The sequence below is a fragment of the Acinetobacter sp. CIP 64.2 genome (genome assembly GCF_000369645.1).
In the GTDB taxonomy this organism is placed as follows: domain Bacteria; phylum Pseudomonadota; class Gammaproteobacteria; order Pseudomonadales; family Moraxellaceae; genus Acinetobacter.
Genome location: NZ_KB850125.1, coordinates 19,409 through 39,145 on the forward strand (window position 1 = coordinate 19,409; position 19,737 = coordinate 39,145).

At 43.6% G+C, this 19,737-nt stretch carries 18 protein-coding genes and 1 pseudogene; 8 read left to right on the forward strand and 11 right to left on the reverse strand.

Annotated features, from left to right (window positions below; genetic code table 11):
• Positions 1-49 precede the first annotated feature (49 nt).
• Positions 50-565: a 5-(carboxyamino)imidazole ribonucleotide mutase gene (gene purE, locus F895_RS00615; RefSeq protein ID WP_005244762.1), complete on the reverse strand. Its 516-nt coding sequence runs from the start codon at positions 563-565 to the stop codon at positions 50-52.
• Positions 566-794: 229 nt separating this feature from the next.
• Between purE and F895_RS00610 the strand changes: the two genes are divergently transcribed.
• Positions 795-1,253: a hypothetical protein gene (locus F895_RS00610; protein ID WP_005244763.1), complete on the forward strand. Its 459-nt coding sequence runs from the start codon at positions 795-797 to the stop codon at positions 1,251-1,253.
• Between the two features lie 47 nt (positions 1,254-1,300).
• On the opposite strand, the gene F895_RS00605 is transcribed toward F895_RS00610, so the two are convergent.
• The gene (locus tag F895_RS00605; protein WP_171057874.1) at positions 1,301-1,663 is read right to left on the reverse strand and encodes a DMT family protein; all 363 of its coding nucleotides are present in this window, start codon (positions 1,661-1,663) and stop codon (positions 1,301-1,303) included.
• Positions 1,664-1,872: 209 nt separating this feature from the next.
• Here F895_RS00605 and mpl point away from each other — a divergent pair, with 209 nt between their 5' ends.
• Positions 1,873-3,234: a UDP-N-acetylmuramate:L-alanyl-gamma-D-glutamyl-meso-diaminopimelate ligase gene (gene mpl, locus F895_RS00600; RefSeq protein WP_005244765.1), complete on the forward strand. Its 1,362-nt coding sequence runs from the start codon at positions 1,873-1,875 to the stop codon at positions 3,232-3,234.
• 419 nt (positions 3,235-3,653) lie between these two features.
• On the opposite strand, the gene F895_RS00595 is transcribed toward mpl, so the two are convergent.
• From F895_RS00595 to F895_RS00580, 4 genes are read right to left on the reverse strand one after another with little or no spacing between them, the layout of a single operon-like run.
• Positions 3,654-4,397 (reverse strand): SDR family oxidoreductase, encoded by a 744-nt coding sequence (locus F895_RS00595; protein ID WP_005244766.1) that lies wholly within the window; start codon positions 4,395-4,397, stop codon positions 3,654-3,656.
• A gap of 17 nt (positions 4,398-4,414) precedes the next feature.
• Positions 4,415-5,113, reverse strand: a complete 699-nt coding sequence (locus tag F895_RS00590; protein WP_005244767.1) for a histidine phosphatase family protein — start codon at positions 5,111-5,113, stop codon at positions 4,415-4,417.
• The gene (locus F895_RS00585; protein WP_005244769.1) at positions 5,110-6,231 is read right to left on the reverse strand and encodes a phosphotransferase family protein; all 1,122 of its coding nucleotides are present in this window, start codon (positions 6,229-6,231) and stop codon (positions 5,110-5,112) included. The genes F895_RS00590 and F895_RS00585 overlap by 4 nt, the downstream gene beginning before the upstream one ends.
• A 16-nt stretch (positions 6,232-6,247) precedes the next feature.
• Positions 6,248-7,477, reverse strand: coding sequence for an acyl-CoA dehydrogenase family protein (locus tag F895_RS00580; RefSeq protein ID WP_005244771.1), 1,230 nt, complete (start codon positions 7,475-7,477; stop codon positions 6,248-6,250).
• Positions 7,478-7,583: 106 nt separating this feature from the next.
• Here F895_RS00580 and F895_RS00575 point away from each other — a divergent pair, with 106 nt between their 5' ends.
• Positions 7,584-8,501: a LysR family transcriptional regulator gene (locus F895_RS00575; protein ID WP_005244773.1), complete on the forward strand. Its 918-nt coding sequence runs from the start codon at positions 7,584-7,586 to the stop codon at positions 8,499-8,501.
• 59 nt (positions 8,502-8,560) lie between these two features.
• On the opposite strand, the gene F895_RS00570 is transcribed toward F895_RS00575, so the two are convergent.
• A complete protein-coding gene (locus F895_RS00570; protein WP_005244776.1) occupies positions 8,561-9,760 on the reverse strand; it encodes a low temperature requirement protein A in 1,200 nt (399 codons plus the stop codon).
• A 392-nt stretch (positions 9,761-10,152) separates the two neighbouring features.
• Here F895_RS00570 and F895_RS00565 point away from each other — a divergent pair, with 392 nt between their 5' ends.
• The gene (locus F895_RS00565) at positions 10,153-11,109 is read left to right on the forward strand and encodes a TerC family protein (protein ID WP_005244778.1); all 957 of its coding nucleotides are present in this window, start codon (positions 10,153-10,155) and stop codon (positions 11,107-11,109) included.
• Positions 11,110-11,169: 60 nt separating this feature from the next.
• On the opposite strand, the pseudogene F895_RS00560 reads toward F895_RS00565, so the two are convergent.
• Positions 11,170-11,309 (reverse strand): annotated as a pseudogene (locus tag F895_RS00560) (nucleotidyltransferase family protein); the annotation flags it as partial.
• Positions 11,310-11,515: 206 nt separating this feature from the next.
• Here F895_RS00560 and guaD point away from each other — a divergent pair.
• The 3 genes from guaD (at position 11,516) to F895_RS00545 (ending at position 14,075) form a co-directional block, all read left to right on the forward strand.
• Entirely contained in the window at positions 11,516-12,832 is a 1,317-nt protein-coding gene (guaD, locus tag F895_RS00555) for a guanine deaminase (protein ID WP_005244782.1), read from the forward strand.
• Positions 12,833-13,056: 224 nt separating this feature from the next.
• Positions 13,057-13,584, forward strand: a complete 528-nt coding sequence (hpt, locus tag F895_RS00550; protein WP_005244785.1) for a hypoxanthine phosphoribosyltransferase — start codon at positions 13,057-13,059, stop codon at positions 13,582-13,584.
• 239 nt (positions 13,585-13,823) lie between these two features.
• On the forward strand, positions 13,824-14,075 hold the full coding sequence (locus tag F895_RS00545) for a GlsB/YeaQ/YmgE family stress response membrane protein (RefSeq protein WP_005244788.1): 252 nt from the start codon (positions 13,824-13,826) through the stop codon (positions 14,073-14,075).
• A 58-nt stretch (positions 14,076-14,133) separates the two neighbouring features.
• On the opposite strand, the gene F895_RS00540 is transcribed toward F895_RS00545, so the two are convergent.
• Complete coding sequence (locus tag F895_RS00540; RefSeq protein ID WP_010590072.1) at positions 14,134-14,832, reverse strand: DsbC family protein; 699 nt, start codon at positions 14,830-14,832, stop codon at positions 14,134-14,136.
• Between the two features lie 436 nt (positions 14,833-15,268).
• Here F895_RS00540 and F895_RS00535 point away from each other — a divergent pair, with 436 nt between their 5' ends.
• Entirely contained in the window at positions 15,269-16,450 is a 1,182-nt protein-coding gene (locus tag F895_RS00535; protein ID WP_005244791.1) for a PilT/PilU family type 4a pilus ATPase, read from the forward strand.
• A gap of 55 nt (positions 16,451-16,505) precedes the next feature.
• Here the strand turns inward: F895_RS00535 and mnmE are convergent, their stop codons facing one another.
• Positions 16,506-17,861, reverse strand: coding sequence for a tRNA uridine-5-carboxymethylaminomethyl(34) synthesis GTPase MnmE (gene mnmE / locus F895_RS00530; protein WP_005244792.1), 1,356 nt, complete (start codon positions 17,859-17,861; stop codon positions 16,506-16,508).
• Positions 17,862-17,976: 115 nt separating this feature from the next.
• Positions 17,977-19,734, reverse strand: coding sequence for a membrane protein insertase YidC (gene yidC, locus F895_RS00525; RefSeq protein WP_005244793.1), 1,758 nt, complete (start codon positions 19,732-19,734; stop codon positions 17,977-17,979).
• Positions 19,735-19,737: the final 3 nt, after the last annotated feature.

A 19,737-nucleotide genomic window follows, 5' to 3' on the forward strand; every position in this document is an offset into this window, starting at 1 on the left:
AGACAAAGTCTTCGCCTTACATTCGGGCAAAGCGTTGCTTTGCTTATCCTCATTCATGATCAGGGATATTATTATTCGACACTTTTTCGGTTTGTGCGGTACGGAAGTCCGCTACATTTTTTGCAATGTCTGCACGGGTTAAGCCAAGGATTTGCGCCGCCATAATCGCCGCATTGGTTGCACCTGCCTGACCAATCGCCAATGTACCCACCGCAATACCTGCGGGCATTTGTACAATTGAAAGCAATGAATCAACACCATTTAAAATTGAAGATTTCACTGGTACACCAAGCACAGGTAAATCAGTTTTCGCTGCACACATTCCTGGTAAATGTGCTGCGCCACCAGCACCTGCAATAATCACTTGAAGACCACGATCACGTGCAGTTTCAGCATATTCAAATAAACGGTCTGGGGTACGGTGTGCAGAAACAACTTCCGCTTCAAATGGGACACCAAGCTGTTTAAGCATATTGGCAGTATGTTCGAGAGTTGCCCAATCTGATTGAGAACCCATGATAATTCCAACAAGTGGTTGAGCGTCTTGTGCTGCGGCCGCATTCATTGCTAATGTTCCAGAGACAAAAATTAAAGAAGATAAATCTCGACGAGAGCCAAGCTTTAGAGGATTCAGAACGCCATTATTATAGACTGATTTTTCATCTCACGAAAATTTAACTGAACGACTGCAACTATATTTTTTAGGAAAAAATAAAATAAAGTGGGCTAACAATGACATAGCCTTATATTTCAATAATAATAGGGGAGCTTAAAAATCAACAAGAGCATTAATAATGAAAAAACTGCTGAGCCTGATGGTTATGGCACTTTTCACGGCGCACAGCCATGCCGCTTTAGTGAATTTAAATCTTGATGAGTTTCAAAAAACCTTTCAGTCATTAAATAAAGCACAGGGCTATAATGGCGAAATTAACAGTGAAGTGCTCACGGGTAAAGCTTATGAGAAATTCATTGTCACAGGTTCATCCCATACCGATGAAAGAGAAGCTGTATTGATGACAGGCTATTATATCAACCCGACTGAGGTCGGTACACTTTATTCAATTACCCAATATCGTGTGTACTGCGATGATGAAACTTATAGTTATGCCTTGTCTAAATTTAAGCCCAACGGTGCATTATCCACAACAACAGTGGACAGTGACTATGGTTTTGAATATGAAAATCCTTCGGCAAGAGACCAAAAGTTTAGCAAAATTTTAAAAAATGCCTGCAAGCACCCAGCCAAATAGAGCTGAATGCGTATCTTATAATGCTGGAAGGCCAGAACCATTGTAATTTATTGATGTCTAAATACGAAATAGACACAGCCCATCAAACACAGCATCGCCCAGATGTAATCTAGCTTAAATGGCTGTTTAAACACAAAAATCATAAAAGGGACAAACACCAATAAAGTGACCACCTCCTGGGTGATTTTCATTTCTCCCAAACTCCAGCCATGCTGGTTAAGCAGTTTGGTAGCAGGGATCATAAAACTGTATTCCAGCAAGGCAATACACCAGCTAAACAAGATCGCTTGCCAAATTGGAGCATCGTGCAGAATTTTCAGATGTCCATACCATGCCAAGGTCATAAAACAGTTGGAAATGATCAACAAACATAACGCTAAAAGGGTAGGGCTTAACATCGTTCTTTTTATCCAAATCTGGGCAGTACAAGAGGGAGTTGGTGGAGTTCAAAACATTAAAATATTAGCATCTATCCGCATCATTATAAGTAAACAACAACAACGAATTTTGACTATCTTTTCCATGCAAGCCTTGTTATCGTTGCGTTTGATTTTTATTGATAATGACAATCATACATACGATATCAGTGCTGTATGAAAAGCAGTGGAGAAGGCGCGTTATGCATCTGCATATTTTGGGTATTTGTGGCACGTTTATGGGGTCTCTGGCTCTACTCGCACGAGATTTAGGACATAAAGTCACAGGTTCAGATGCCAATGTTTATCCACCGATGTCGACCCAACTGGAAAATGCGGGAATCGAGCTCATGCAGGGCTATGACCGCAGCCATTTACAACCGCATCCAGATCTTGTCATCGTCGGCAATGCCATGAAACGTGGCATTGATGCGATCGAATACATGTTGAATGAAGGACTGCCTTATATTTCGGGTCCACAATTCTTGGCTGACCATGTATTACAAGGCAAACATGTGCTTGGTGTTGCGGGTACACACGGTAAAACCACCACCACCACCATGCTGGCGTGGGTATTAGATCAAGCGGGCTTAAATCCAGGCTTTTTGATCGGTGGTGTACCTTTGGGTTTTAGCGAAAGTGCACGTCTAGGTGGTGGCAAATATTTCTGTGTAGAAGCGGATGAATATGATTCGGCCTTCTTCGATAAACGTTCTAAATTTGTACACTACCACCCAAAAACGGCGATTCTTAATAATCTTGAATTTGACCACGCCGATATTTTTGATGATCTGGCTGCGATTCAGAAACAGTTCCATCATTTAGTACGTACCATTCCAAGTGAAGGTCGTATTATTGCACCGATTACTGAGACCAATATTGATGAAGTATTAGCGCAGGGCTGCTGGACACCTGTGCTTCGCACCAGTCTTGAGCCAAATGATCAAGCCGCTTTATCTGCTGAATTGATCAGTGTCGATGGCAGTCACTTTAAAGTACTTGAGCACGGCAAAGTGGCCGGTGAAGTGAAATGGAATATGACTGGACAACATAGTGTGGCCAATGCGTTGGCAACGATTGCAGCGGCACAGCACGTCGGTGTCAGCCTTGCGCAAGCCTGTGAAGCCTTATCCAACTTCGGTGGGGTTAAACGTCGTATGGAGCTGTTAGGCACCGTGCGTGGTATCGAAGTCTATGATGACTTTGCCCATCACCCAACTGCGATTGAAACCACTTTGGACGGCGCACGTAAACGCTTAGGTGAACGTAAGTTATGGGCCATCATTGAACCTCGTTCTAACACCATGCGTATGGGCAGTCATAAAGATGGTTTAGCACACTCTGCACGTTTGGCCGATGAAGTGATTTGGTATCAACCAGAAGGTTTAGATTGGGATTTACAACCCGTGATTGCAGCATCAGCAAACAAGGCTGAAGTCAGCCGCTCTTTAGATGAAATCATTGCCCGTGTGGTCAATGAAGCAGGTGAGGGCGACGCGGTCGTGATCATGTCCAATGGCGGTTTTGGTGGTTTACACCAAAAGTTGATTACGGCTTTGTCTTAGTAAATACAGGTATTGCACGGTCTCATTTATTAGGAAAAAACCTATACCCTTTGTATAGGCATATCTCACTTTTCAGGGATGAAAAGTAAGCAAAAATCCTTTGTTTGGCAGAGGGTACATCCATGTGACCCCTGCCAAACAGGCGGCATCCATGCCGCCGTCACAATAGTAAATATCAGCAAGAAATTAATTTAATCTGAGTTCGACAAGAAAGATGATACGCGTAAACGTCATCCACAACCTGCGTAATATCAGCAAAATGCTGTTTCTGCGAAGCATTAATTAAATGCAAGTAGTGACCAGGTTTTGTGGATGACAATGGTTTTGCCTACTTTTCCCGAAAGAAAAGTAGGTCGAGCCGAAGGCTTAGTCTAAAATTAAAATGACACCATAGTAAGACTCCGCTATAACTATTTAAATCAACTCAGTTTATTCACCAATTTTAACGGCAAAATCTTCATTGCAATCCCCATTGGCAACCACGGCCACTGCGGTACATAGGCTTTCACAGGTTCCTTCTCAATCGCTTTGACCAAAGCCTTGCTTCCGGTTTTTTCATCCACTTCAAAGGGTAGTTTTTTCGCACCCTCATTCAGCTCAGTGCGAATATAACCTGGGAAAATCGTTGAAACTTTAATTGGTGTATCCAGCAACTCAGCGCGAATCCCTTCCGCCAAATGCGCCACCGCAGCTTTACTGGCAGCATAAGTCGATAAATGCTTGGGTAAACCACGCATCGCACTCATCGAAGAAATCACCACCAAATGGCCTCTATTCTGCGCCCTAAAGATTTCAACCGCGGCTTCACACTGTGCCAGTGCCGAAATAAAATTGGTTTCCGCCGTAGCGCGATTCACTTCAAAATGCCCCTTACCAATACGGCGACCATCGCCAACACCAGCATTCACAATAATTCGGTCAATCGTGCCAAACTCTTGCTGAAAGGCATGAAAAACCGTAAATACATCATCGTAATGGGTCACATCAAGGGTTTTAATCTTCACCTGTACCGAAAACTGGCTTTGCAACTGTTGTTGTAAGCTTTCCAAACGCTCTAGGCGTCGTGCACAAAGCGCCAGATTGTAGCCTTTAGCTGCAAATTCACGCGCCATACCTGCGCCCAAGCCCGAACTTGCCCCTGTAATTAAAATCGTCTTTGCCATGCCTGCCACCTATTTTTTTAAATCCATGTTAAAAGTTCAGCATCACGTGCTTTTAAATACTGATGCTCATTAAAACTGAGTAATTGCAAACGATCATCTGACCAGCGCAGTGTGGTGATACTGGCATTGGCAATCGACCAATTCAGCGCAAAAATCTGTTTGGCATTCAGCCCCAACACCTGACCGACCGCCACAGAAATCACACCACCAGAACTAAATACCAATGCCTGGCGCTGCTGTGTCGCATCAAGCTGCTGACACAAATCGTGCAAAGCGTTTTCTACACGGGTTTGGAAGCCTAACCATGTTTCATGATATTCATGGTCATATTGCTTGCCAATCCAGCGATTAATCGCGCCATCAAAGATTTTGGCCAGATAAGCCCGAGGATTGGCCACCAAATCGACATCCTGTTTCAGCAATTCAGGTTGATTAAAACGCGGCTCATATTGGGCAAACACCTGCTGATGGTCAAATTCATTCCAAGCCGACTCTGTTTGTATCGGTGCATCCTGAAAACTTTTTGATAAAGCCAGTTGCGCTGTTTGCTGATGGCGTTGCATCGAACCTGCCACAATCAGCGGTGTTTGTTTCAGCGTCTGTTTAAAAAAATCACCGACAACCTGTGCCTGCTGCTCACCTTTGGCTGAAAGCTGGTCATAACTTGCTGCACCAAAAGATGCCTGCCCATGCCGTACCAAATAAATTGTGGTCATCGTTTTAAAATATCCTGTAGTTTTGCACCATATTCAGCAATCAATGCTCGTGCTTGCGGATGGTTTTGTGCAATCAGTTTTAAAGCCCGAATATGTAAGGCATGAATCATGATCCAGAAATCTTTAAAGGCTGGATTATCGGTTTGCTGATGGTAAAAACGATAATAAATCTGCTGAGCAATCACGGCCAAACGGAACAAGCCAAACACTTCATAAAAAGCCCAATTGGCAGGCTGTAAACCAGTCTTTTCCAGATAGTAATCCACCACCTGTTGTCGTGTCAGCATACCTTTTAAATTGGTCGGTTGACGGCGGCTGGATTTCATCAAAGCATCATCATCCTCCTGAATCCAGTAGGCGAGGGCGCTGCCCAGATCCATCAAAGGATCGCCGAGTGTCGCCATTTCCCAGTCCAGTACGCCAATCACTTGAGTCGGTTGTTGTGGGTCTAAAATGACATTATCAAAACGCCAGTCATTATGAATCACGCAGGTTTTTGTATCGGCAGGGATATGTTGTTGCAGCCATTCACGCACAAAGGCAAAATCGGGCACATTCGGTGTCAGGGCTTTGCTATAACGTGCATCCCATCCCTCAACCTGACGGCGGCAATAGCCTTCGCCTTTACCCAGTTTTTCCAGTTCAGTGCCTTGATAAGGCACTTGGTGCAGCTCAATCAACTTATCTAAGACATTCAGGCAAAGTTGCTGTACCTGTGACGCATCCAGCTGTAATTCTTTGGGTAAATTAGCACGCGGAATAATGCCTTCAATCCGCTTCATCACATAAAAATCGCAACCGATGACGCTGTCATCCTGACACAGTGCAAGCATCTCAGGCAGCACAGGGTAGAACGGCGCCAGATGCTTCTGCACATTGTATTCACGCGCCATATCATGCGCTGATTTGGCTTTGGTACCTTTTGGTGGGCGGCGTAAGATCAGGTCGGCATTGTCATACTGCAGTCGATAGGTCCAATTCGATGCGCCCCCTGAGTATTGGGTCACTTGTGCCTGTCCTTGCAAATCCACACCTTGGTGTTTTAGCCAGTTTTCAACTGCTGCAATATCCAGTTCTTCACCATGGCGAACCTGTCCACCGATATCAATCATTGTCATTCTTGTATTTTCCTTATCAACGAGCATAGCCACGTTTTTTCAGTTCGAGTTTGGCAATCATGCCTTTATGGACTTCATCAGGTCCATCGGCCAAACGTAAACTACGCGCTTGATTAAAAAATGCGGTCAGTGGGGTATCGCGTGAAACGCCTTCACCGCCGTGAATCTGGATTGCCATATCGACCACATGTTGCAATACGTTCGGCGCCACCACTTTAATCGCAGAGATTTCCGTCAAGGCTGCCATATTGCCCAGCGTATCCATCTTATAAGCGGCATACAGCGTCAATAAACGCGCCTGATCGATTTGCACACGCGCATCTGCGACCCGTTCTAAATTACCACCGAGCTTGAGAATTTCCTTGCCAAAGGCTTTACGCGACATACCACGATCAATCATCAGCTCCAGCGCTTTTTCAGCTGCGCCAATACAACGCATACAATGATGAATCCGCCCAGGCCCTAAACGCCCTTGCGCAATTTCAAATCCTTGTCCTGCACCGCCAATAAAGTTGCTGATGGGTACACGTACATGGTCAAAATTGACTTGCCCATGGCCATGTGGTGCATCGTAATCACCAAACACAGGCAACATTCTTTCGATCGTCACCCCTTGGGTGTCAATCGGTACCAATACCATCGAATGTTGATGATGGCGGTCTTTGCTTGGATCGGGGGTATATGCCATGAAAATAATCACTTTGGCATTCGGATCGCCCAAACCTGATGACCACCATTTGCGTCCATTCAAAACGATCTCATCGCCCTCAATCACCGCCGTGGCTTGCATATTGGTGGCATCACTGGAGGCCACTGCAGGTTCGGTCATACAGAACACTGAGCGGATTTCACCCGCGAGTAAAGGTTTTAACCATTGTTGTTTTTGTTGCTCACTGCCATAGCGCCATAACACTTCCATATTGCCACTATCAGGCGCATTACAGTTGAAAACCGTCGGCGCGAGCAGACTGCGTCCCGTTAATTCAGCAATATGCGCATATTCCTGTACCGACAGGCCTGCCCCCAGTTCAGCATCAGGCAAAAACATGTTCCATAAACCCGCGGCTTTGGCTTTGCTTTTTAGTTGTTCCAGTTGGGCGGGCCATTGCCATTGGGTCCAGTCACCACCGATATTCAGATGATGGACTTCATCCCAGAAGGCTTTTTCAATCGGTTCTATTTCTTGTTGAATAAAGGCGTGTGTTCGTGCAATAAAATCCTGTGCGCGTTCAGATAATGCAAACATCCTCATGTCCCTCAAAGTAAAAATTTGGCGAAACGTGATTCGCCGCTTTACATCACCATAAGCGAAAATTTATTATGAATGAAATGATTTTATTTTATTCAAAACTATGAATCAGATTCATAATACCAGCCCACTGGAAGTGGCTCATTTTCATCGTATTGATATCAATTTATATCCGCTGTTTATTGCGATTTTTGAACAAAAAAGTATTTCTAAAGCGGCGCAATTGTTGTGTATCAGCCAATCTGCGGTCAGTCATGCCTTGCAGCGTTTGCGCACACAACTTGGAGATGAGTTATTTGTACGCAGCGGGCAAAAAATGCTGCCAACGCCTTATGCCGAGCAAATTTATCGGCCGATCCAGAGCGCATTGCTGAGTATTCAACAGATTGCCGTGCCGCAACATGATTTTGTGCCCAGTATGCTGCACAGCCTAAAAATTGCCATTCATGATGAAATCGAACCGATTATTTTTCCACAACTGGTACATCATTTTGCCCAACTGAGTCTGGACATTCAGTTCTTGAGTTCCAAGCTGGATCGTAAAAATATGTTGGCCGATCTCTCGGCCCAACAAATCGATTTTGTGATTGATCTGGTACAACCCCAGCAGGCACATCTGCAGTTTGAAAATCTGATTGATGACCATTTTGTGGTCTGTACCCAGCAGCCTGAGATGAATTTGACTCAGTATCTATCCTCACCGCATATTGGTGTGTCATCACGACGCACGGGCTTATTGCTGGAAGATATTTATCTGAATCGCCAACAACTGTCTCGGCAAATTTTCCTGCGTTGTCAGCATTATTCAACCGCACTACAAGTTTTGGCTCAATACCCCAATGCGGTGTTAACGATTCCACAAAGTATTCTGAAACATCTGCATTATGCGAAGCATTTAAAGATTCACACCCTGCCGATTGAATTGCCTAAAATCAACATGGGCATGTATTGGCATGACCACGTGACACACCATCCACGACACCAATTTTTACGCACCGAAATTTTAAAAATTTTTAATTAGAGCAGGCGAATGCATTGCTCATTCGCCTATCTGCAGATATCTATCTTGGGAGCCTTTGATTATTTGCTTGATGCCAGCTGTTGCAAATCAAGCTCATGACTTAAGTAGGCCTTAGCAAGCATCAGACGAAGAATATAAACCACCGCCATCGCAAAAATCATATAGCCAATATCCGCAAAGAAACAAGGAATCGAATAAAGAATCAAAATGGTCAGCGGATAAAGCCAACGTCTCCAGCCTGACAAATAAAAAGCTTCATAGAACAACCAAATATAGGTGCTATAAATGGCCAAACAGGTCGCAATTAACCATCCCATCATTGGGCTGGAAATATGAGCATGTCGCGTTGAAACATCGACCGCGGCTGCTAAAGCTGCCCCTAGAACCGCAATACTGATAAAGATAAAAAAATGACCGTAACCCCATAAAAAAGGCTGCACCCCATGACGTTGATGGTGATGATGACTGCGATCAAAGTAGACCCACCACATGGCGAACATCATCAATAAGCCACCAATGACTAAAAAAATTTCTTTGAAATTCACATCATGATTGGCAAAGGCTTCCTGAGTGGCTGCAAAACTCCCGATGATTGACTCCCCCAACACAATGATCGTGAGTAATGCATAACGCTCAACAATATGATGAGGGTGCCAAGGCGTCACCGCATATTTTTCTGCATACAACGGTACAGCCAATTCAGCAAAAACCAAAATCAGGAAAAGTACGGGGGTCATTTGTATGGCACTAAAATTGCCAATTAACCATCCCAACTGCACCAAGACAATGCCAGTCGCATAGCGATAGGCGGTCACCCTTCGTTCAGGATCGTGTTTTGCCACACGTATCCATTGTGTCACCAAGGCCAAACGCATAATCACATAGCCAATGATAATGACATCAAAATTGTGTTGTTGAAAAACCGCGGGAATGCCTGCCGCCATCACTAATGATCCGACAATCTGCACAAAGGTCAGACAACGGTACAGCGTGTCATCATTGTCATAGGCAGAGGCAAACCAAGTGAAATTCATCCATGCCCACCACAAGGCGAAGAACACCATACAATAGGTCGGTAACGCATGCCATAAATGACCTTCAATAATCGCGTGATGAAGCTGTTGTCCTGCGGTTGCAATCGCAACCACAAAAATCAGGTCAAATAAAAGTTCTAATGGCGTGGCTGCTCGATGGGCTTCATCAGGGTCACGGGGAGCAAATAATTTTCGTATTTTGTTTTGATTTTTTTTAGTACTCATGTCTTCTTCTCAGAACAATATTCAGCCTTCAGTTCTAACTTAATCCATCTGTATTAATTTACCTATCGGCTAGCGCATAAAAATGCTTAAAATTTATGCATTGAAGATTTGCTTAAATCGATTATTTATGTAATTCTATGCCTAGCTTTGGATCTCATCATCCATAACAGAATTTGACAAGGGGAGTAGCCTCCTCCAAGCCTAGATCGTGGCTTTTAACGATTTAGGTGTCAGAGTATCGTCATTACACTTTGCAAAAAGTCGGACTCTGAGCATCACAAGCGATCGTGATGTAGGCAAGACCTTGATCATGTTGAAACAGATGTTTTATTTAATTCATCTGGCAACTGGTCAAGGTTTTTTTATGTCCATTTGCCAGATAGGGAGTTGTGATGGAAACTATCGGTAATTTATGGCTGTACGTTGCGTTCTTCGCAATCGTGACCATCATGCTACTGGTCGACTTTTTAGGCTTTAAACAAAAACAGAACCAAGATGTCCCCATCAGGCAAGCGGCTTACTGGAGTATTGCCTGGGTCACCGTTGCCATGATTTTTGGTGGTGGTTTGTGGCTGTACTTACAACAAACCGTAGGTGCAACCATCGCCAACCAAAAAACCATGGAATACTTTGCAGGTTATTTACTGGAAAAGTCGCTGGCAATTGACAACGTCTTTGTCTGGCTGATGATTTTCGCAGCGTTTGCGATTCCTCCTGCATTCCAGCGTAAAATCCTGCTTTACGGCGTACTCGGCGCCATCATTTTAAGAACCATCTTTATCTTTATTGGTGCTTGGTTTGTACAAGAGTTCTCTTGGGTGCTATATATTTTCGGCGCATTTCTGGTCTACACCGGCTTTAAGTTCCTAAAAGGGCAGGACGAAGAAGAAACCAATATTGAAGATATCAAGCTACTGAAATGGCTACGTAAACACATGCGGATTACCCCACAGTTAGCGGGCAATAAGTTCTTTGTTCGCCAGAATGGGATGTTATGGGCAACGCCTTTATTCTTGGTATTAATCTTGGTAGAAGCATCTGATGTGATTTTTGCGGTGGATTCTATTCCTGCAATTTTCGCCGTGACCAGTGACCCGTTCATTGTGTTAACCGCAAACTTAATGGCGATTTTAGGCTTACGTGCAATGTTCTTCCTGTTGGCTGGTGCTGCAAGCAAAATGCATTATCTACCGTATGGCTTGGGCATCATCTTATTGTTTATTGGTGCAAAAATGTTATTGCTCGATGTATTCCACATGCCAATCTGGATTTCACTCGGCTTTATCGTCCTGGTCTTGAGCATCACCGCTTATCTCTCGTTACGTCATAACCAACGCCAAGCGCAATAATCGCGAAGCCGATCAAAAGGGTCTTCAATGAAGGCCCTTTTTTATTTAGGCATCATCAACTCAGTGTAATTGACGCCATTGCTGTAACCACTGTTTGGATTCAATCCGTTGTTTAAAGATGTCATAGCTGACCAATGCAGGATTCCAACGCAAGTTGAGTGCAAATAAATCATGCAGGCCAAAGGGTGCGATCAGTCCAGTTCTCCTGAGCGATTTAAGCGGACTGCAATTGCTTTGTTCTATCTCTGCTGCGGATAAGGCAAACATTTCTCTGTTCCCGAGCTCAATTGATTTAAATCATGAGTCACATTTATATACCTTTTAAACCTGTGAATGAGACGAATAATCCAGTAACTTTGGCAAAATCAGGTACAATCAACCGAAAAAAGTAAAATTGTAGGTTGTTATGACTTTGGCTACTCCAATCACGGTGATTCGTGGTCGCTTCTTAGATATTCAAAAAACCGTTTCCCAAGCGGCTGAAATTGCCGATCAAGTCCGTTATATCGAAGATGGTATCCTGATTACCGAGCAGGGCAAAATCCGCTGGTTTGGCACGTGGAATGACGCTCAAGCCCACCTTCCTGCAAATGTTGAGATTCAACATTATCCAGAACAATTGATCATTCCAGGTATGATCGATACCCATATCCATTTCCCACAAACTGAAATGGTCGGTGCCTACGGCGAACAATTACTCAGTTGGTTAAATACTTATACCTTCCCAACAGAAATCCAGTTTAAAGACAAAGCTTACGCACAGGAAATTGCACAATTCTTTGTCACTGAACTGCTTAAAAATGGCACCACGACAGCCTTGGTGTTCTGTACGGTACATCCTGAATCGGTGGATGCCTTATTTGAAGCTGCACAACAGCATCAGATGCGTTTAATCGCGGGTAAGGTGATGATGGATCGTCATGCACCAGAAGCCTTGTGCGACACTGCAGACAGCGGCTATGAGGATTCTAAGGCATTAATCGAAAAGTGGCATGGTCAGGGTCGCGCACTGTATGCGATTACCCCACGCTTCGCACCCACTTCGACGCCTGAACAACTCGAAAAAGCAGGCCAGCTCAAAGCCCAATTCCCAGATGTCTATGTGCATACCCATTTAAGCGAAAACAAAGATGAAATCGCATGGGTGAAAGATTTGTTTCCTGAGCAAAAAGGCTATCTTGATGTCTATCATCATTATGGTCTAACTGGTCAACGCTCGGTATTCGCGCACTGTGTGCATTTAGAAGATGCCGAGTGGAAATGTATGCATGAAACAGACTCTGCAATTGCCTTCTGTCCAACCTCAAACCTGTTCTTGGGCAGCGGTTTATTTCCATTGAACAAGACTTGGGAACAACAGGTAAAAGTGGGGCTTGGTACCGACGTTGGGGCAGGGACCTCGTTTAGCCTATTGCAAACCGTCAACGAAGCCTACAAGGTACAGCAGCTGCAAGGCGATAAACTGTCTGCCTTTGAATCGCTGTATCATGCAACTTTAGGTGGTGCAAAAGCCCTCGATTTAGACGACAAACTCGGTAACTTTAATATCGGTAAAGAAGCCGATTTTGTGGTGCTCAATCTCCAAGCAACCGCGTTACAACAATTACGTCAATCACGTTCAAAATCGGTTGATGACAGCTTATTTGCCTTATTCACCATGGGCGATGACCGAAATATTGAGGCAACCTATATTTATGGACAAAAAGCCTATAGCCAAAGCTAAACGTTTAAATAAACAAAGACTTGGGTGGATCATATTGGCGATTGGATGTGCGGTTCTATTAAAACGTGACCGTGCATCTGTTCAAAATGAAACACATTCTTCATCATCAAAAGGTGCATGAACGGTGATTTTGTTTTAAAATTGGCAGATTAGCTCAAGATTTCGAGGTGTTGCAGGTCAACACCTTTTTTATTTTCCCGTTTTTAAGTGTTAGGAATCTACCGATGACCATTGCAATGCGCATTATGATTTCAAGTGAAGAGATTCAAGCCAAAGTCAAAGAACTGGGTGAAAAGATCAATGCACACTATGCTCAAAGTGATAAAGAACTGGTACTGATCGGCCTATTACGTGGTTCAGTCATTTTCATGGCAGACCTATGCCGCTCAATTGAAAAACCACACGAACTCGATTTTATGACGGTCTCTAGTTATGCTGGCGGCACGGTCTCATCACGTGATGTTAAAATCCTAAAAGACCTGGATGGTGAAATTCACGGTAAAGATGTACTCGTGGTTGAAGATATTATTGACTCTGGAAATACCTTAAGCAAAGTGGTTGAAATGCTTAAAACCCGTAATCCCAATTCAATTGAACTCTGTACTTTGGTCAGTAAACCCTCACGCCGTGAAATTCCTCTGGATGTTAAATTCCTTGGTTTTGAAGTTGAAGATCGCTTTATCGTCGGTTATGGACTCGATTTTGATCAGAAATATCGCCATTTACCTTTTATTGGTGAAATCGGTCTTTAAGCCAACGCATGTGTATGGGCATTTCATACTCATAAATGGCGTCAATGATAAGGTGAACATCCCAGTGCAAGCTTCAAATTGAGGTGCTGACAAGCACCTTTTTTATTGCGCTTCAATCACGCAATATTGCTAACCATGCACAAAAATACGACATAACTCCGTAATCCACTACAGACAAAGCACCTTCCTATCAAGCAGGATAATAGGAAATACCTTTGTTAAAACAAGGAGAAAAGACAATGTGGTCCCTAATTGTGGCAATTGTTGTTGGTTTTTTTGCTGGTTTAATTGCTCGTGCGATCCATCCTGGAGATGACAAAGCAGGCTTTATTGTAACCACCCTATTAGGTATTGCAGGTTCATTACTTGCCACCTATGGTGGCCGTTTACTGGGCTTATATGCGGAAAACTCGGCGGCAGGTTTCATTGCTTCCGTGGTTGGTGCCATCATTATTCTATTTATTTATAATCTGGTCACCAAAAAAAGCTAAGTTACAGGCAAGCAAAAGCCCAGTTCACTGATTCGCAGGAATTGGGCTTTTTTATCGGCTATAGTCCCAACTCTTTCCAGATCATCTGAATTTCTTCAGCACTACGCCCACCGACCATTTTCAGACCATTACCAAAGATCAACGTTGGTGTTCCATCTACGCCGAGTTTACGTCCCAGTTCGAGGTTACGTTCAATCGGATTGGCACAGCTTTTTTCCTTGGGTTGCACATTCTTTTGCAACAAGTTTTTCCATGCATAGGCCTGATTAGCATCACACCATACCGATTTTGACACTGCGATGGATTGAGGTTTTAATGCATAAATAAAGGTATAAATCGTTACATCAGTCAGTTTATCCAGCTCTGCTTCTAATTTTTTGCAATAAGAACAGTTAGGGTCGGAAAACACCGCCAATTGACGCTTACCATTGCCTTTAACCGTTTTAATCGCATCCTTTAAAGGCAGTTGTTTCCAGTCCATCGAGTTTTGCTGGATGACTAAATCCTTAGTGAGGTTCTTCTGATCTTTTAAACGAACCATTGAGCCGACAAACATGTGCTGCGCACTTTCATCCAAGTAAATGATCTGATTATCCAAACTGGCACTATATAAACCATTCATTTCAGTCGCCTGAATATTGGTCACCTGAATATTGGGATACTGCTTAGTTAAATTGCTTTTTAAGCTATCGACATTGGCTAAACTGATGGCAGAAATACAACTCAACAATGAGAACATCCCAATTTTTTTTAACATCATGAACACTCAACTCAAAAATCAACGGCTATTGTAATCAGTCTGGCTTCCACCGACAGAGCCGCTTACGGAGCAACAACCAAAACCCAACCAATTTTCGCGATGTTTCACGTGGAACATTCGCCTTAATTCTCCCAATGGGTGAGCACGCATTACGCAGTTCCTCCCTTTAATAAAAACCCAAAAATCAAACTCATCACATTGATAATTATTAAATAATTTTAAAAATTAGCTAGATCTCAGCCAAGCTTTTTGGAATAATTTACGCTGCATCCCAATACGGTGAGAATGAAGGGACAAACTTTATTTAAATTGAGTAAAATTCATCTCCCTATCAGCATTCATTTTCAAGAAACAAAAATATGTTTCCCTTAGCGGGAAATTATCAACGTATTACAGAAATGGACCTCGTTTCATTTAAAATTTAGGTAGATCAATGTATAACGCGGAACTATTAGAAGAAGCCAAAAGCTTTATGTTTCACATGCTCAGCAAAGTTGTCGAGTATGAGGGGTCAGACTTATTTATCACTGCCGATTTTCCGCCCAGCATTAAACTGCAAGGCTTAATGCGCCCCTTAGGACAGCAAGCACTCACAGCAGATAAGACCAAGCTATTTGCCTATAGTTTGATGAATGAAAAACAACGCCAAGAATTTGAAAGCGAATGGGAATGCAACTTTGCAATCAATGTCCCGAATGTTTCACGTTTCCGCGTCAATGTGTTTAAACAGCAGCTACAAATCGGTATGGTGATCCGGACCATTACCTCAGAAATCCCAAACTTTCAGAAACTTAAACTACCAGAATCACTGAAACATGTGATTATGGAAAAACGTGGTCTGGTCTTGGTTGTGGGTGGAACAGGTTCTGGAAAATCAACCTCTCTGGCTGCCATGATTGACCACCGCAATGAAAATTCAGCGGGCCATATCATTACCGTTGAAGATCCGGTGGAATATGTGCATAAGCATAAAAAATCCATGATTACCCATCGTGAAGTTGGGGTCGATTGCCATTCCTGGCATCATGCCTTGAAAAACACCTTGCGTCAGGCACCTGATGTGATTCTAATTGGCGAAATCCGTGATACCGAGACCATGGAACATGCGATTGCCTTTGCTGAAACAGGGCATCTCTGCTTAGGTACCTTGCACGCCAACAATGCCAATCAAGCCTTGGATCGAATTATTAACTTCTTTCCAGAAGAACGTCGCAATCAGTTGCTGATGGATCTTTCATCCAACATGAAAGGAATTATTTCGCAACGTTTGGTCCGTACCCAAGATGGTAAGGGCCGTCGTGCTGCAATTGAAATTTTGCTGAACACCCCATTGATTGCAGACAATATTCTCAAAGGTCAATTCCACGCACTGAAAGAGATTATGAGTAAATCGCGTGAGCTGGGTATGCAGACCTTCGATCAGGCCTTATTTGAGCTGTATAACGAAGGCGCGATCAGCTATGATGAAGCCCTGCGCAATGCCGATTCAGTCAATGAACTACGCTTACAGATCAAATTAAGGGCCTCTCGCCAAGAAGGTGTGCCTGAAGCAATGATGACGGCGTTAAATGTAGTTCCAGATGAGAAACCGAAAGAAGAGCAAGAAGAAAATTGATAAACAATGGCTTAGATTATTCCCAATCTAAGCCTTTTTTATTTGATTTAATTTATTATTTACCAATACAAAACGAACCAAAAATCTTACCCAGCAAGTCATCGGCACTGAAATCACCGGTGATTTCACCCAAGGCATTTTGCGCCAAACGCAATGACTCAGCCACCAGTTCACCTGCATTAAAGACCACAAGTTGCTCGCGTGCTTCGGATAAATAGCGCTGAGTACGCTTCATTGCGTCTAAATGACGTGTTCTGGCGATAAAGGTATCTTCCTCAGGTTGGAAGCCTGCATGCGCTGTAATCGCATCTATGAGCGCCTGAACCCCCATCTCTTGTTTGGCTGAGACACTAATATGCCGGAAACCTTGATAATCACTCAAAGTCGCAGCCTGACCCGTTAAATCACATTTATTGCCAATCAACAATAAACGCTTTGGCTCCAGATGATCAGCAAAATATTCATGTGCCAGCTGTAAAGGTTCATCGCCTTGATTCAAGTCATACACCAACAGTAACAAATCGGCCTGTTCAATTTCCTTGATGGCACGACGAATCCCTTCCTGTTCAACGATATCGCCCGTTTCACGTAAGCCTGCAGTATCGGTTAAAGTAATCGGCAAGCCATTTAAACTGATCTTTTCATGCAGCACATCACGGGTAGTCCCTGCAATATCGGTCACAATGGCACGTTCATGGCCAGCGAGTGCGTTTAACAGGCTCGATTTACCCGCATTTGGCTTACCCGCAATCACCACCTGTAGACCTTCACGTAGCAATTGGCCTTGGCGCGCAGACTGTTGCACTGCTTGAACCGAGTCTTGTACATCATCAAGTAAAGCTAAAATCTTGCCATCGGCTAGAAAATCGATTTCTTCTTCTGGAAAATCAATTGCAGCTTCAACATGTAAGCGTAAGTGAATCAGTTTTTCTAAAACGGTATTAATTTTGGTTGAAAATGCGCCTTGTAAAGAGCGTACCGCGGAACGTGCCGCTGCCTGTGAGGTGGCGTCAATCAAATCGGCAATCGCTTCGGCTTGTACCAAGTCCATCTTGCCATTTTCAAAGGCACGCATGGAAAACTCACCGGCCTTTGCCGCAGTTGCGCCCAAATCAAGTAAACGTGCTAATAGCGCATTCTGAATAACTGGACCACCATGGCCTTGCAGTTCCACCACATCTTCACCTGTAAAGGAATGCGGATTCGGGAAACATAACACAATGCCTTCATCCATCACGGCACCATCGACATCACAAAACTGGCGGAAGCCCGCCATTCGTGCAGCAGGCAGCTGTTTCTGGGTCAGTTGCTCTGCAATGGCATAGGCTTTCGGTCCAGAGAGTCGAATCACCCCCACACCACCACGACCTAAAGGGGTAGCAATCGCAGCAATTGTGGTTTGATGTTGCATGTTAAATTCACCTAAAAAAACGCAAGGGTTATAAAATTAAAACCCTAAATACAGCCAAAGAAAAATCCGCTTAAGATTACCATCTTAAGCGGATTTATTCAGTAAAAGTTCGAACTTAAGCGCTCGGCTCAACCTTGTTGAGACGATCTTTTTCGACACCTTTGTTAATAAACCATTGTTGTAAAATGGTAATACTGTTGTTGACGATCCAGTAAAGCACCAAACCGGCAGGGAAGAACAACATGAATACCGTAAACATGATTGGCATGATACGGAACACTTTAGCCTGCATAGGATCAGTCGGTTGCGGGTTCAACATTTGCTGAACGAACATGGTGACACCCATGATCAACGGCAAGATAAACCATGGATCCATTGCAGATAAATCTTGAATCCAGCCTAACCACGGTGCATGACGAAGTTCAACTGATTCCATCAACACCCAATACAAGGCTAAGAAAATCGGCATTTGTAATAGCAATGGCAAGCAACCAGACAATGGATTGACTTGTTCACGCTTGTACAACGCCATCATTTCTTGTGAGAAACGCATACGGTCTTCGCCAAATTCTTCTTTCATGCGTTGCATTTCAGGTGCAATTACACGCATTTTCGCCATTGAGCGATAACTTTTTGAAGAAAGTGGCCATAAAATGGCTTTTACCAAGATTGTCAATAAGATAATTGACCAACCCCAGTTCCCCACAAGGTTATGGAAGAATTGCAAACCTAAGAACAATAACTTCGCAATTGGCCATAACCAACCGTAATCTACAGTTTGGTTTAATCCAGCCGCTAAGTCTTTGAGTTCAGATTGAATTTTAGGACCAGAATACAGTTTTGCATCTACTTCCATTGAGGTACCGGCCGGTACATTGATCACGGGAGAGGTGAAGCCCATGATATTCATATGGTCTGCAGACTGACGCGATTCAAGTTTAGCAGTATAAGGCTGACCATCCGCTTGAGTCAGTTTTAAATTACCCGGAATCCATGCACTGACGAAATAGTGCTGAACCATGGCAACCCAACCGCCTTTGGCATCAACATTCAATTTCTCATCATTAAAATTGCTGAATTTTAACTTGTTATAGTGCGCATCTGGTGTACCCCAAGCGCCCCCTAGATAAGTTCCAAGTGTGAAAATACCTTGAGAAGATTTACCAGGATCATCCGAATTATCACGTTTTAACTGACCAAACATTTGACCTTGCCAGTTTTGCTGGCTACGGTTAATGACTTGGTGTTTTACTGTAATTGGGTAATCACCTTGCGTGAAGGTGAACGATTTGATCACTTCCACACCCTCAGGTGTTTTAAATACCAATGGCACAGTCAACACTTGCTGTGTCTTGCCATCTTTTGATGCGATGCTTTTTGCATCGGCCAATGTATATGCTGTTTTTTCAACATCATACATTGGGCGTCCGCCACGGCTACTATCAGGTCCATTTAAACCAATTAAACCCGATTGAGCGACGTAAGTACGTTTCGCATCACTTTCCAGCATAACAAACGGTTTATTGCTGTCTTTGCTTTCATCATGGCTTAACAATTCAATACGAACGATATCACCACCTTTTGGGTTGATCCAAAGATGGTAAAGATCAGTTTGCACTGAAATCAGTTGCTGACTTACAGAAGGCGTTTCTGTAGCTTGTGATGCAGTCACATTTGCTTGTGGCAAGTCTGAAGCCGCTGTTGCATTTTGAGCATTTGGCAAATCTGCAGATACATCATGTGCAGTGACAACCGCCGCTTGTTGTTGCGGTGCTGGTGCAGCATGACCATAGTCTTTTTGCCAAGCCAAAATAAGCAAATATGCGGTAACAAACATGGCTCCAAGAATTGCAAATCTGGCCCATTGTTGCATATC

What these genes read in the sequence shown, in the direction of transcription:
- yidC (WP_005244793.1), bottom strand. Translation starts at nt 19,734, where the DNA reads ATGCAACAATGGGCCAGATTTGCAATTCTTGGAGCCATGTTTGTTACC.
- mpl (WP_005244765.1), top strand. Translation starts at nt 1,873, where the DNA reads ATGCATCTGCATATTTTGGGTATTTGTGGCACGTTTATGGGGTCTCTG.
- guaD (WP_005244782.1), top strand. Translation starts at nt 11,516, where the DNA reads ATGACTTTGGCTACTCCAATCACGGTGATTCGTGGTCGCTTCTTAGAT.
- hpt (WP_005244785.1), top strand. Translation starts at nt 13,057, where the DNA reads ATGACCATTGCAATGCGCATTATGATTTCAAGTGAAGAGATTCAAGCC.
- F895_RS00610 (WP_005244763.1), top strand. Translation starts at nt 795, where the DNA reads ATGAAAAAACTGCTGAGCCTGATGGTTATGGCACTTTTCACGGCGCAC.
- F895_RS00575 (WP_005244773.1), top strand. Translation starts at nt 7,584, where the DNA reads ATGAATCAGATTCATAATACCAGCCCACTGGAAGTGGCTCATTTTCAT.
- F895_RS00545 (WP_005244788.1), top strand. Translation starts at nt 13,824, where the DNA reads ATGTGGTCCCTAATTGTGGCAATTGTTGTTGGTTTTTTTGCTGGTTTA.
- F895_RS00585 (WP_005244769.1), bottom strand. Translation starts at nt 6,231, where the DNA reads ATGACAATGATTGATATCGGTGGACAGGTTCGCCATGGTGAAGAACTG.
- F895_RS00590 (WP_005244767.1), bottom strand. Translation starts at nt 5,113, where the DNA reads ATGACCACAATTTATTTGGTACGGCATGGGCAGGCATCTTTTGGTGCA.
- F895_RS00565 (WP_005244778.1), top strand. Translation starts at nt 10,153, where the DNA reads ATGGAAACTATCGGTAATTTATGGCTGTACGTTGCGTTCTTCGCAATC.
- F895_RS00570 (WP_005244776.1), bottom strand. Translation starts at nt 9,760, where the DNA reads ATGAGTACTAAAAAAAATCAAAACAAAATACGAAAATTATTTGCTCCC.
- F895_RS00595 (WP_005244766.1), bottom strand. Translation starts at nt 4,397, where the DNA reads ATGGCAAAGACGATTTTAATTACAGGGGCAAGTTCGGGCTTGGGCGCA.
- F895_RS00580 (WP_005244771.1), bottom strand. Translation starts at nt 7,477, where the DNA reads ATGTTTGCATTATCTGAACGCGCACAGGATTTTATTGCACGAACACAC.
- purE (WP_005244762.1), bottom strand. Translation starts at nt 565, where the DNA reads ATGAATGCGGCCGCAGCACAAGACGCTCAACCACTTGTTGGAATTATC.
- mnmE (WP_005244792.1), bottom strand. Translation starts at nt 17,861, where the DNA reads ATGCAACATCAAACCACAATTGCTGCGATTGCTACCCCTTTAGGTCGT.
- F895_RS00540 (WP_010590072.1), bottom strand. Translation starts at nt 14,832, where the DNA reads ATGTTAAAAAAAATTGGGATGTTCTCATTGTTGAGTTGTATTTCTGCC.
- F895_RS00535 (WP_005244791.1), top strand. Translation starts at nt 15,269, where the DNA reads ATGTATAACGCGGAACTATTAGAAGAAGCCAAAAGCTTTATGTTTCAC.